The sequence below is a fragment of the Flavobacterium gelidicaeli genome, assembly GCF_013294005.1.
Lineage (GTDB): Bacteria > Bacteroidota > Bacteroidia > Flavobacteriales > Flavobacteriaceae > Flavobacterium.
This window is the reverse complement of record NZ_JABSNK010000001.1, coordinates 419,319-431,117: the sequence shown is the minus strand read 5'-3', so window position 1 is coordinate 431,117 and position 11,799 is coordinate 419,319. Positions and strand designations below refer to the sequence as shown.

The following is an 11,799-nucleotide window of genomic DNA, read 5'->3' as shown; positions in this document are numbered from 1 at the left end:
TTGTTAATTATAAACACGAAGCACACTTCCATTTAATTCTACACGGTATTGTTTTAAAGGGTATTCTAATTTTCCTTGACCAGTAAACAAACTGTATTCATTTTCATCGCAGGGACAAACAATATTGATTCCGTTTAAAGTCATCGCGGTACAACTTGTAAAGGCTTGATTAGGACAAGCTGCATCAAAAGCATTGTAGCCACTACCCGTATTAAAAACATAAATTCCTTTTGCGCCTACACCCGCATAATAAATAGCATTGCTTGGGAATTTTAAATTAGAATATGCTGGCAAATTTAAATTGAGATCTACAGTGAAAGAGTAATTAGGAATATTAGGATTCTTATTGTTGAAATCGCTGTTGCTGCAACCTATAAAAGCAGTCATTATAAAGAGTAAAAGGATACATTTTTTCATTAAATAAGAATATTATAAAAGTATTAGTTAAACAAATTTAATTTATTTAACTTTGATTTAGATATGATTAACATATAATTATATCCAAGAAAAAAATTATACTATCTTTGTGGAAACAAATCCCGTCCTGATGGGATTTTTTCTATTTATATAAGCGATGAAAAGCAAGTTTGACTTGAAGCGAGAAAGATGTAGCAGTGTTTTCAGACTATAAAAATCAGAGCTTTGTAGAATATCAAAATAATACATTTAAAAATTATGAGCGCAATATCTTATTACACAGCAGACGGATTAAAAAAATTAAGAGAAGAGTTAGATCATTTAAAAAGTGTCATGCGTCCCAAAGCATCTGCAGATATTGCTGAGGCTAGAGATAAAGGAGATTTATCTGAGAATGCAGAGTACGATGCAGCAAAAGAGGCACAAGGAATGCTAGAAATGAGAATTTCAAAGCTGGAAGAAGTACATTCAAATGCGAGATTGATAGATGAAACAAATCTTGATCTTTCTAAAGTGTTGGTTTTATCAATTGTAAAGATTAAAAACCAAACAAACGGTATGGAAATGAAATACACGCTAGTAGCAGAAAGTGAAGCCGACTTAAAAACAGGAAAAATATCTGTAACTTCTCCAATTGGAAAAGGATTACTAGGGAAAACAGTAGGTGAAGTAGCTGAAATTACTGTTCCAAACGGCGTTCTTAAATTTGAGATTTTAGAAATTTCACGTGGCTAATTTTTTTTACTAAATAAAATAAAACATCATGAGTTCTATATTCACTAAAATAGTAAATGGCGAAATTCCGTGTTATAAAATCACAGAAGACGAGAATTATTTGGCTTTTCTAGATGTAAATCCTAATGCAAAAGGACATACGTTATGCATACCAAAATTTGAAGTCGATAAGATTTTTGATATGGAGGAAACGCACTACCTAGGGTTAATGCATTTTTCTAGGAAAGTAGCTATAGCTTTAGAAAAAGCAGTGCTTTGTAAACGTGTAGGAATGGCTGTTGTAGGTCTAGAAGTTCCTCATGCGCATGTACACTTGATTCCGTTAAACGAAATGGATGAAATGCGTTTTCAAAATAAAGTAAGCTTATCTAAAGAAGAGTTTGAAGCTGTTGCAAAAAGCATTCAGGCTAAGCTATAAAAATAAAGCACACACGAATTATTGATTACCAATATTCGTGTGTTTTTTTATTGCCACTTGTATTGTAGTTCCTTTCCCTATATCTGAATGCAATACTTTTATTTTTCCAGTATGATACTCTTCTACAATTCTTTTAGTAAGAGACAGTCCCAATCCCCAACCTCTTTTTTTAGTGGTGTATCCGGGTTCAAAAATAGTTTTGTATTGACTTTTAGGGATGCCACTTCCGGTATCAGTTATATTAATTTTTACGGTATCTTTATCGTGTTCAATTTTTAAGGATAATTTTCCTTTCCCCTTCATTGCGTCAATAGCGTTTTTTACTAGATTTTCTATGGTCCAGCTGTGTAAACTTGAATTTAATAAGGTGTAAATAGGTGTTTTTGGCGCAGAAAAACTAAACTCAATTTGCTTTGAAAAACGCAACTGAAGATAATTATAAGCCGTTAATGTAGCATCAATGATATCTGTTTTTTCTAGTATGGGTTTTGAACCTATTTTTGAAAACCGGTCTGTAATGGTTTGCAGTCTCTCTATGTCTTTTTCAATTTCGATAATAATATATTCTTCAACATCATCGCTCTTCAATATTTCGACCCAACCTATTAAAGAAGATAACGGCGTTCCTATTTGGTGTGCTGTTTCCTTGGCCATTCCTGCCCAAAGTTTGTTTTGCGTAGCAGTTTTAGTACTGATATAAAAATAGTAAATTAAAGCAATAAAAAGCACTAATATTAAGACTAGCGCAATAGGGTAGTACTTAAGTTTATTTAGTAATTCAGAATTCCCATAATATAATTTTTGAAATTTCCCAGGGATGTATTCAACTACAATTGGAGGGTTTTCATTCTTTAATTTTTCTAGAAATTTTCTTGATGCGTTTTCATCTTTAACAATGGCATTATCTATATTTATGGTATTTATAATGCGATCGTTTTTAATTAACATAATGGGTATAGAAGTGTTATTACTAAAAACTTGTAATGGTAACTCTACATCAGCGTCAACTTCAGCATTTATAAGGGTTTTTTGGGCTTGAGCCCAAAGATTCATTTTTAAACGTTCTTCATTTTTAAAAATTTGAAAAAAAGTATAGGTATTCCATAATATCAATGTGATGATTAAAAAGGAAGTAGCAATAATAACCCACCGGCTTGTGTTTCTTCTTTCAGAAAACTGCATAATTTAATTGTTTGAGCGATAAATATAACAAAATATATGCTGCATTGTTTTAGTTTATTGGCGAAAGCATTGATTTCAAAAAGAAAATAATTTTAAAGGATTAAAAGAGCAATCCTGTTTTTATAGTAATTTCATTTGTTTACTTTTGTATGACACCATTTTTTTAACTAGAAAAAAAATAATATAACATGATTAGTATTGATCCTAAAAGTATAGAAACAGCAAAGTTGCAAGGGTATTTACAAGGTTCAGTAGGACCAAGACCAATAGCGTTTGCGAGTACCGTTGATGTAGATGGTAATCCTAATTTGTCGCCTTTTAGTTTCTTTAATGTATTTAGTGCTAATCCGCCTATTCTTGTTTTTTCACCTGCCAGACGGGTACGTGATAATTCAATTAAACATACGCTAATCAACTGTGAGGCTACTAAGGAAGTGGTGATTAACGTAGTGAATTTTGATATTGTTCAACAAACATCATTAGCAAGCACTGAGTATGCTGATGGCGTGAATGAATTTATAAAATCGGGACTAACAGCAGTTCCTTCTGATTTAGTAAAACCGTTTAGAGTAAAAGAATCTCCTGTACAGTTTGAATGTAAAGTGACTCAAATTATCGCTTTAGGTGATGAGGGAGGAGCAGGGAATTTAATTTTGTGTGAAGTGATCAAAATCCACATTGATGAAGCAATTCTAGACGAAAACGGAAGTATAGATCAATATAAAATTGACTTAGTTTCCAGACTAGGAGGAAATTGGTATTCGAGATCAAATCAAGGATTATTTGAAGTGCCAAAACCTTTAGCAACTCTGGGAATAGGCGTAGATGCTATCCCTAAGGAAGTTATAGTGAGTACTGTTTTTGACGGAAATGATTTAGGGAAATTAGGAAACATAGAAGCCTTGCCTACGCCAGAAGAAGTTAGTATCTTTGTCTCAAATAACTTTTCGGTTAAGGCCGTTTTAAGTGCTGATGATCTAGAAAAAGTGCATTTAGAGGCAAAAAAATACTTAAATGACAATGATGTTGTTTCGGCGTGGAAAGTGCTTTTAGCAAAAAAATAATCTTATATAACAATTAAAATAACGAAGATGGAAGTTACAGGGAAAATTAAAGTTGTTAATCCAGAGCAACAAGTTAGTGCATCATTTAAAAAAAGAGAACTAGTTGTTACTACCGAAGAGCAGTATCCGCAACACATCATGATTGAGTTTACTCAAGATAAATGTGATTTGTTAAACAATTATAGCATTGGTGATCCAGTAAAAGTATCAATCAACTTGAGAGGTAGAGAATGGGTTAATCCACAAGGAGAAACGAGATATTTCAATAGTATTCAAGGATGGAGAATTGAAAAAGTACCTGTTGGTGAACCACAAGGGCCATCTGCACCTATGCCTTCAGCTCAAGCTTTTGCACCAGCGACAAACTTAAATGAAGAAGAAGCAGACGATTTGCCTTTTTAATCAAAGCGTAAAATACAGTATATAAAAGCCTTGAGAAATCAAGGTTTTTTTTATACCTAAAAATTTGGGTTTATGATAGCGCCTATCCCTAGATGATTGCCTATTTGTGGGTAAATAAAAGCAGTAGTTTTTGATTTTTTAGAAACTCTAAATGATTTTAACGGACTAATATGCGAGAAGACAATTCCAGAGGCTAAACCTATTCCAGCACCTACAAGCACATCAGATGCAAAGTGTTTGTTATTAGCAATTCTAAATGCTGCGGTGGCTCCTGCAAATAGAAAACCGCTGCTCGCATACCAAAAATTAGCATCTTTATATTCATAATATAAAAGAGTAGCATTTGTAAATGCCACAGCCGAATGTCCTGAGGGGAAACTTAAATTATTAGACAAATCAGGGCGGTCTCTCTTCGCTAAACGTTTCGTCATTTCATAAACAATTATAGTTGCCGCATTAGCTACTAAAATAGTTACAGTTTGATTCCTATAATTTGTTTTTGGTTGAAACCCCAGAGATTTACCTAAATAGATTTGTCCAATAGGAACAAACGGAAAAACATCATCTATTCTAGATTTAAAATCAGAACCAAAAACATTATTTGTCTTTGTTTGAATATCCTGGTTAAGTTCAGAATTTAATAAAATTGCACCTGCAGTAATAAATGCTGCGGGAACTATAAATTGCTTATAACTTAGTTTTTTTGATACCGCTAAACTATCCACATTTTGTCCATACATTTGTGGAATCATTAGGATAAAGAGGAGTGTTACAGTTATTTTTTTCATTTTATAATAAGTTGAAAAAGTAATTTCATCAAAAATAAGCCTTTATACTATAATTACAGTCCCAAACTTATGCATTATTTATCGCAAGATTTATTTTTCCCTCACGTATCATTAACGCATTCTTCTGGAATTATTGCCTTAGGTGGTGATTTATCGCCACAAAGATTACTATTAGCATATAAAAGCGGTATTTTTCCTTGGTTTGAAGATGGCGAACCCATCACCTGGTGGTCTCCCAATCCGCGTATGGTTTTATTTCTTGACGAGTTAGTAGTCACAAAGAGCATGCGAAACATCTTCAACCGAGATACATTTACAGTTACTTTTAATCAAAATTTTAGAGAAGTAATTGCCAACTGCCAGCAAATAAAGCGCGACGGTCAAAACGGAACCTGGATTACTAATGACATGATCGAAGCCTATTGCAAGTTGCATGAACTAGGCATCGCAAAGTCTGTTGAGGTGTGGCAAGATGGCCAGATAGTAGGCGGATTATACGGCATTGATTTAGGTCATATTTTCTGTGGCGAAAGCATGTTTTCAAAAGTTTCTAACGCAAGCAAAGTCGCATTTATCACCTTAGTCCGCCATTTGCAAAAAGAAAATTATAAACTTCTAGACTGCCAAGTCTACAACGAACATCTAGAAAGCCTAGGTTGCCGCGAAATACCACGTCAAGACTTCATTTCGATTCTTAAAGACAATAATTAGAGCCTAATCCAGCTGTACGCTACAAGTCCTCGCTCAAAACCTTTTTTTCTAAAGTCATAAAAGGAGCTTCCTGCGGTCGCTCTTTTACGCCTAGAAAAAATAGTTTTTTCCCTCTGGGCTTTCCACTCCCATCTGGGGCAAAACACATCCCTCTCACAAAGAAAATTGTAAAGCATAAGAAGTTCACTACCTCATAAAGCAAAAAAGAACAGTTAATAAATCCATTAAGATCCATTTAAATCTGCGTGCAAAAATCATACAATCAAAGTAAACAGCATAAAGTATAAAATCCGTTTTCATCCGTGTTTTTGCTTTAGCAAATCCGCGTCATCCGTGTTCCATTTCGCAACAACTCTGCAACGCTGCCACTTTGCAACTCAGTAACTCAATAACTCAAAAAAAAACTAAAACTTCAACTTAGTAAACTGCCAGTTCAACGTACTAAACAAAACCAACTCATTCCTTAAACAAGGCAATTCCAATATCACCTTCAATGTCTCATGCGCCATCATAGTCCCAATCATCCCTGGCAAAGTACCTAGTACACCATTCATATTACAATTAGGCACATCCTTTGGGTCAGGTGAATCTGGAAACAAGTCTCTCAGGTTTTTACTCTTTCGATGATTAAAGACGGCAACTTGTCCTTCAAAACCTAAGATACTTCCATAAATCAATGTTTTATCCAGACTCACGCAAGTATCGTTAACTAAATAGCGGGTAGCAAAATTATCAGAACCATCGACGATAATATCAAAGTCATCCAAGATAGAAGCCGCATTAGCTGCAGTAAGCTTTTCGGGAATAGCAATCACATTGATTAACGGATTTAATTTGTGTAAAGTCGCTTTGGCAGTTGCGGCTTTTGATAATCCCACTTGATCTTCAGTATATAATATCTGACGGTGGAGGTTGTGAATTTCGATAGTATCAAAATCAATGATACCAATAGTGCCAACACCAGCCGTGGCCAAATACTGTAAGATAGGACAGCCCAAGCCTCCCGCGCCAATAACCAATACTTTGGCTTTTTTAATTTTTGCTTGGCCAGCGTCACCCACTTCGGGTAACATTACTTGTCGGTTGTAACGTAAAAAATCTTGTATAATGCTCATGTGTTTTAGTAATTAGTGAAAAGTGATTAGTAACTAATGAAAAGTTATTGGTTAATAGTAATTAGTAAGTAGCTGTCAGTTCGAGCGGAGTAGAGAACCTTTATTTAAGCGGTAATTTATTTCATCCTAAGTGAATAGTAATAAGTAACTAGTGAAAAGTTATTAGTTAATAGTAATTAGCAAATCAGCTGTCAGTTCGAGCGGAGTCGAGAACCTTTTTTAAGTGGTAATTTATTTCATCCTAAGTGAATAGTAATAAGTTAATAGTACTTAGTAACTTGTGAATAGTGATTAGTCAAAAGTAGCTAGTGAAAAGTAAATTGAATGTCAGTTATTGTGAAGTTCTTAGATTTACTTAAACGGTATCAAAAACAGTTACCGCAATCAAGGAATTCCCACTTCGGGGGTTAGGGGGCAAAACTCTTGTCCCAATCTTTCCATACGGGCTCGTAGCCTTTAGATCTGATAATGTCGGCAATCTCTGCTACAGAGCGCTCGTCACTAATTTCGAATTGCTCTAACGATTGGGGATCGACCACATAACCACCTGGATTTGTTTTTGAACCCGCACTCAAGCTTGTTGTTCCAATGGGGATAATGTTGTTTCTAAAGTTTTCATTCTCTCGAGTCGAAATCGAAATCTCCAAGTCTTCATTCCACAAACGATAAGCGCAAATCAGCTGAGTCAAATCTCGGTCATCCATAATAAAATTAGGTGGAGCGGTACCTTCTGCAGGTCGTAATCTTGGAAACGAAACGGAGTACTTCGTTTGCCAATAGGTTTTCTGTAAGTAATCTAGATGCAAAGCGTTAAAAAAACTATCGGTTCGCCAATCTTCTAAACCCAATAACACACCCAATCCTATTTTGTGTATGCCGGCTTTCCCTATGCGATCTGGCGTGTCTAGTCTAAAATCAAAGTTGGATTTTTTTCCTTTGGTATGATACTTTTTATACACCTCCTGATGATAGGTTTCCTGATACACTAACACGGAGTACACACCAGCTTCATGCAAGCGTTCGTATTCTTCTTGCGAAAGCGGTTGCACCTCAATAGAAATAATCGAAAAGTCATTCTTGATTACATCAACAGCGTTTAGAAAGTAGTTGATATTCACCGTATAGTTTGCTTCTCCAGCAACTAACAATACATGGTCAAAACCTAAGGATTTCAATGCTGCTACCTCTTGCCTAATCTCCGAATCAAGCAAGGTCTTTCGCTTAATTTTATTGTCAAGGCTAAAGCCACAGTAGGTACAAATGTTCTGGCATTCGTTACTCACATACAAAGGAGCATACATTTGGATGGTTTTACCAAAACGTTTTTTAGTTAGTTCATGGCATTCCTGCGCCATTTCTTCGAGGTAAGGTTGCGCAGCTGGGGAGATCAAAACTAAAAAGTCATCTAAGTTTCTTTTAGATTTGGCTAAGGCTTGCTCCACTTGCTTTGCAGTACTAGCGTAGATTTTGGATTGGATTTCATCCCAATTGTATTGTTCGAAAGTAGATTTGAATGTTGTCATTAGTGCTTTAGGTTATTGTAAGTACAATGTTGATCACGCACGCAGATTTTGCAGATTTGCGCTGATATTTTACAGGTTATTTGCTACGCATTTAATATCATTTAAAATTGTTACTGTGTTGAAGTTGACAAGTATGCCAAGCTTTTTATTCGTTAGTTTTAAATAGTTTGTGATTTGTTTATAATGAATAGGTGCTAAATCTGTCACGGACTTTATTTCAATGACTACTTTGTCTTCAACCAATAAATCAATTCTAAACCCTACATCTAAAATGATGTCCTCGTATGGAATATTGATTTCTACTTGTCTTTCAACTTTTAATTCCAACTTAGTTAATTCATAATACAATGCACTTTCATATACAGACTCAAATAAGCCAGGACCAAGTGTATTATAAACTTTGAATATTGCTCCTCTAATTTTAAATGATATGTCGTTTTCAGTCATTTTTAAGAATTTATATTTTATTAAAAGTAATAATTTACTGTAAATAATTCTTATTATGTATTTTAAAATATTAAAAATCAGTAGATTGCTTTATAATCTGATAAAATATTTTTCATCTGCCAAAATCCGCCAAATCTGCGTGCTAATTAAATTATTTTATATCTGTGAAAAAGATATCGACGGACTTGACGTCATCGCATGTTTATACTTTCGCCCTAATCTAACTTCATCATAGAGCAATAAACTATTCATACAAAAAGGACGTCAACGGACTCGATGCCATAGCATGTTTATACTGTTGTCCTAATCTCGCTTCATACGCTTTCCTACCAGCAATTACCGCCTCTTTAAAAGCCTCTGCCATTAGTTTAGGATTTCCTGCAACGGCAATAGCGGTATTTACTAAGACAGCGTCAGCACCTAATTCCATTGCTTTTGCTGCATCCGATGGTGCGCCAATACCCGCGTCAATAATCACAGGAACTTTAGATTGTTCAATAATAATCTCCAGAAAATCGATTGTTTTAAGTCCTTTATTGCTGCCTATTGGCGAACCTAATGGCATCACGGCCGCGGTTCCAGCATCTTCTAATCGCTTGCACAAAACGGGATCAGCATGAATGTAGGGCAATACGATAAAACCTAGCTTGGCTAATTCTTCTGTGGCTCTCAAAGTCTCGATAGCGTCTGGCATCAAGTATTTTGGATCGGGATGGATTTCTAACTTTAGCCAGTTGGTTTCTAGCGCTTCTCTGGCTAATTGAGCGGCAAAAATTGCCTCTTTAGTATTTCTTGCTCCAGAGGTATTGGGTAATAAATTGATGTGTGCATGCTGTAGGTGTTTCAAAATAGCATCTGTTTCTGTTTCGAGATCAATGCGTTTTAAAGCTACGGTAACCAACTCACTTTCTGAAGCTAAAATGGCTTCTTCCATTTGGGCATTCGAACCAAATTTTCCCGTTCCTAAAAACAAACGAGACTGTAATATTTTATCCCCTATTTTAAACAATGATGGTTCCATAAAGGTCGTTTTTAAGTAGTTTGATTGTCTTTTTTTTATGTTTTGATTGTGTGATTAATCCTGAAACGGCAATGCCATAAATTCCGGTTTCCATTAATGCAGGAAGATCGTCTGTTGTAATGCCGCCTATAGCATACACGGGCGTAGTAAGTCCGTTGTTTTTCATCTCTGTTAGGATGTTTTGATAGCCGTCAAGACCTAAAATCGGACTCAGTTTTTCCTTTGTTGTTGTGAATCGAAACGGACCTAAACCTATATAATCACAGCCGTTTTGTATGTGGTTTTGAATATCTTCAAAAGTATTTGCAGTCGCTCCAATGATTTTTGTGTCTCCTAGAATGCTGCGCGCTTCGGTTATCGACATATCGGTTAATCCAAGGTGTACGCCGTCTGCAACGATTTGCTGAGCGAGATACACATTGTCGTTGATGATAAAATTAGCTAAGTACTCTTCGCATAAAATTTTTATGGCTTCCGCTAAAGCAAAAATTTCTTCATGGGAATGATTCTTAAAACGAAGCTGAATCCATTTGCAACCGCCGTCTAGTGCTTCATGAATATTTCTAGTTTGCTCCTCAACCGAGTTTCCTTGCGAGATATATTGTAATTTGTTAAACATTATGATATCCTAGTTTTGTGTGGTTAGACAATAGGTAGTTTTCAATATAAATTTTAGCGTTTTTGCACGCGTTTAGTTCCGTTTCACCCTTAGCAAGATTAGCTGTAATCGCTGATGATAATACACAACCCGAACCGTGTTTTTCATCTACATCAGTATGACGTGGTTCTAATCTATAAAACCGATCTTTAGTATATAGATAATCTACTCCAAGTTCGTTAGGGTTGTGACCGCCTTTAAGTAAAACAGTGCAATATTCTGAAAGCATTTCGGCAATAGATTCAGGATCTATTTCTTCTTGAGATAGCTTTATAATCTCATTATAATTGGGAGTGATTAAATCTATTTCGCTTAAAATAATTTTTAGAGATTCATAGTTTTTGATCTCTAAAAAATCAAATGTAGTCGAGGATTTTACCACAGTATCCCATACAATTTTAGTTGCTGGAGCAATTTGCCTAATCAATGTAACAATGGTTCCCAGATAAAATAATGAAGGAACAATCCCAATTTTAACAGCCTTAATTTTATAAGTTTCGAAAAGTTTTTCCACGGAACGAATGGTGAATTCTAAAGAAGTCCACTCAATTTCATGAAAATTATTTTCTGTCTGGATCGTGTTTGCCGTATTGATAGCAAGACCATAGACTTGAAGCTGTTCGAATGTTTTACAGTCTGCTAAGATTCCGGCACCTCCCGAAGGATCAAAACCAGCGATGCTTAATACAAATGGGCGATTTTCTGGCATAATTTAAAATTTTGAATGGGTTGATTACTGTTCCAAATACTTCCTAATAGCGCTACTTCATCAAATCCAAGTTGGTAGATTTTCTCTATGTTCTCAATTGAAATTCCTCCCAAAGCCACTAGTTTAGTTTTAAAATTGGTTCGCTGTGTTATGGCTTTTTCAGCATCCAAATCAGATTTATAATCTGGTTTAGAAATACTTTGATAAATCGGACTCAAAAAGGCGTATTCAAAACAACTGTCAAGTTGGTTAAAATCAGTTATTGTATGAATCGAAGTCGATTTGATAAAACCATCGTTATTATTTTTTGATTCCAAATCCAAAGCTGCTCTTGTGCTTTCAGTAAAATGAATGCGATGAATTCCAAATTCATTTGCCACTTGATGCTGCTGATGTAAAACCAATCGCGATCGAAATTCAGGATTTACTTTCGATAAAAACAGCCTTAGTTCTCCAACTGAGTAATTAGGTTTACGCACATGAAGCAACTCCAATCCACACTCAAAAAGAGCGTGAATGGTGTTGGTTTCATTTGCTACAGCAATTGGATTTGTGATTACAATCATTTGTGGTTTTTAATTCAAATTAGAGTTCCCCCTACGGGGGTTA

Annotated in this window: 15 protein-coding genes; 5 read left to right on the top strand and 10 right to left on the bottom strand. The window is 35.2% G+C overall.

What is annotated here, in order from left to right; translation table 11 throughout:
* Window positions 1-3 precede the first annotated feature (3 nt).
* Window positions 4-417, bottom strand: a complete 414-nt coding sequence (locus HNP99_RS01910) for a Rieske (2Fe-2S) protein (protein ID WP_173850703.1) — start codon at window positions 415-417, stop codon at window positions 4-6.
* A 258-nt stretch (window positions 418-675) separates the two neighbouring features.
* On the opposite strand from HNP99_RS01910, the gene greA reads away from it, so the two are divergent.
* Together greA and HNP99_RS01900 are read left to right on the top strand one after the other, a co-directional pair.
* Window positions 676-1,152 carry a transcription elongation factor GreA gene (greA, locus tag HNP99_RS01905; protein ID WP_173850701.1) on the top strand — a complete coding sequence of 159 codons (477 nt, stop codon included), beginning with the start codon at window positions 676-678 and terminating at the stop codon, window positions 1,150-1,152.
* Between the two features lie 28 nt (window positions 1,153-1,180).
* On the top strand, window positions 1,181-1,570 hold the full coding sequence (locus HNP99_RS01900; protein ID WP_173850699.1) for an HIT family protein: 390 nt from the start codon (window positions 1,181-1,183) through the stop codon (window positions 1,568-1,570).
* Between the two features lie 18 nt (window positions 1,571-1,588).
* On the opposite strand, the gene HNP99_RS01895 is transcribed toward HNP99_RS01900, so the two are convergent.
* On the bottom strand, window positions 1,589-2,752 hold the full coding sequence (locus HNP99_RS01895; RefSeq protein WP_173850697.1) for a sensor histidine kinase: 1,164 nt from the start codon (window positions 2,750-2,752) through the stop codon (window positions 1,589-1,591).
* A gap of 188 nt (window positions 2,753-2,940) precedes the next feature.
* Here HNP99_RS01895 and HNP99_RS01890 point away from each other — a divergent pair, with 188 nt between their 5' ends.
* Together HNP99_RS01890 and HNP99_RS01885 are read left to right on the top strand one after the other, a co-directional pair.
* Window positions 2,941-3,816, top strand: coding sequence for a flavin reductase family protein (locus HNP99_RS01890; RefSeq protein WP_173850695.1), 876 nt, complete (start codon window positions 2,941-2,943; stop codon window positions 3,814-3,816).
* Between the two features lie 27 nt (window positions 3,817-3,843).
* Window positions 3,844-4,218 carry a DUF3127 domain-containing protein gene (locus HNP99_RS01885; RefSeq protein WP_173850693.1) on the top strand — a complete coding sequence of 125 codons (375 nt, stop codon included), beginning with the start codon at window positions 3,844-3,846 and terminating at the stop codon, window positions 4,216-4,218.
* 56 nt (window positions 4,219-4,274) lie between these two features.
* Here the strand turns inward: HNP99_RS01885 and HNP99_RS01880 are convergent, their stop codons facing one another.
* On the bottom strand, window positions 4,275-5,006 hold the full coding sequence (locus HNP99_RS01880; protein WP_173850691.1) for a phosphatase PAP2 family protein: 732 nt from the start codon (window positions 5,004-5,006) through the stop codon (window positions 4,275-4,277).
* A 69-nt stretch (window positions 5,007-5,075) separates the two neighbouring features.
* Between HNP99_RS01880 and aat the strand changes: the two genes are divergently transcribed.
* Window positions 5,076-5,717 carry a leucyl/phenylalanyl-tRNA--protein transferase gene (gene aat, locus HNP99_RS01875; protein ID WP_173850689.1) on the top strand — a complete coding sequence of 214 codons (642 nt, stop codon included), beginning with the start codon at window positions 5,076-5,078 and terminating at the stop codon, window positions 5,715-5,717.
* Between the two features lie 404 nt (window positions 5,718-6,121).
* Here aat and HNP99_RS01870 read toward each other — a convergent pair whose 3' ends face one another.
* The 7 genes from HNP99_RS01870 to HNP99_RS01840 form a co-directional block, all read right to left on the bottom strand.
* Window positions 6,122-6,832 (bottom strand): HesA/MoeB/ThiF family protein, encoded by a 711-nt coding sequence (locus HNP99_RS01870; protein ID WP_173850687.1) that lies wholly within the window; start codon window positions 6,830-6,832, stop codon window positions 6,122-6,124.
* A gap of 407 nt (window positions 6,833-7,239) precedes the next feature.
* The gene (gene thiH / locus HNP99_RS01865; RefSeq protein WP_173850685.1) at window positions 7,240-8,355 is read right to left on the bottom strand and encodes a 2-iminoacetate synthase ThiH; all 1,116 of its coding nucleotides are present in this window, start codon (window positions 8,353-8,355) and stop codon (window positions 7,240-7,242) included.
* 69 nt (window positions 8,356-8,424) lie between these two features.
* Window positions 8,425-8,802 (bottom strand): GxxExxY protein, encoded by a 378-nt coding sequence (locus HNP99_RS01860; RefSeq protein ID WP_173850683.1) that lies wholly within the window; start codon window positions 8,800-8,802, stop codon window positions 8,425-8,427.
* Between the two features lie 244 nt (window positions 8,803-9,046).
* Window positions 9,047-9,823: a thiazole synthase gene (locus tag HNP99_RS01855; protein WP_305798034.1), complete on the bottom strand. Its 777-nt coding sequence runs from the start codon at window positions 9,821-9,823 to the stop codon at window positions 9,047-9,049.
* Entirely contained in the window at window positions 9,804-10,442 is a 639-nt protein-coding gene (locus tag HNP99_RS01850; protein ID WP_173850681.1) for a thiamine phosphate synthase, read from the bottom strand. Before HNP99_RS01850 ends, HNP99_RS01855 begins: the two co-directional genes overlap by 20 nt.
* Entirely contained in the window at window positions 10,435-11,190 is a 756-nt protein-coding gene (locus HNP99_RS01845) for a hydroxymethylpyrimidine/phosphomethylpyrimidine kinase (RefSeq protein WP_173850679.1), read from the bottom strand. The genes HNP99_RS01850 and HNP99_RS01845 overlap by 8 nt, the downstream gene beginning before the upstream one ends.
* Window positions 11,163-11,756: a thiamine phosphate synthase gene (locus tag HNP99_RS01840; protein WP_173850676.1), complete on the bottom strand. Its 594-nt coding sequence runs from the start codon at window positions 11,754-11,756 to the stop codon at window positions 11,163-11,165. Before HNP99_RS01840 ends, HNP99_RS01845 begins: the two co-directional genes overlap by 28 nt.
* Between the last annotated feature and the right edge of the window lie 43 nt (window positions 11,757-11,799).